We start from the raw sequence: 241 nt of genomic DNA, 5'->3' as shown, positions 1-241 counted from the left end.
CAGGCCAGCGCCGCCGTATTCTTCCGATACGGTGATGCCCAGCAGGCCCATGTCACCGAATTTGCGCCACATGTCGGCAGGGAACAGGTTGTCGTGGTCGATTTGCGCGGCACGCTGCGCCAGTTCGGCGGCGACGAAGCTGCGCACCTGGTCGCGGAGCATGTCGATGGTCTCGCCCAGGGCGAAGTTCAGGGAGGGGTAATGCATGGGGGCACCTTCTTGTTCTTGAAATAGGGAAAGC

At 61.8% G+C, this 241-nt stretch carries 1 protein-coding gene; it reads right to left on the bottom strand.

Translation table 11 applies throughout. The features are described 5' to 3' along the window. Positions 1 to 207: acyl-CoA dehydrogenase family protein (locus SB756_RS34440; protein WP_410913800.1), on the bottom strand; the 207-nt coding region annotated here is incomplete at its 3' end. Positions 208 to 241 lie beyond the last annotated feature (34 nt).

Origin of the sequence: Pseudomonas sp. SIMBA_068, from assembly GCF_046534705.1 — a bacterium.
GTDB lineage: Bacteria > Pseudomonadota > Gammaproteobacteria > Pseudomonadales > Pseudomonadaceae > Aquipseudomonas > Aquipseudomonas putida.
Note: the sequence above shows the minus strand (reverse complement) of the source record. Positions and strands in the feature narration are given on the sequence as shown.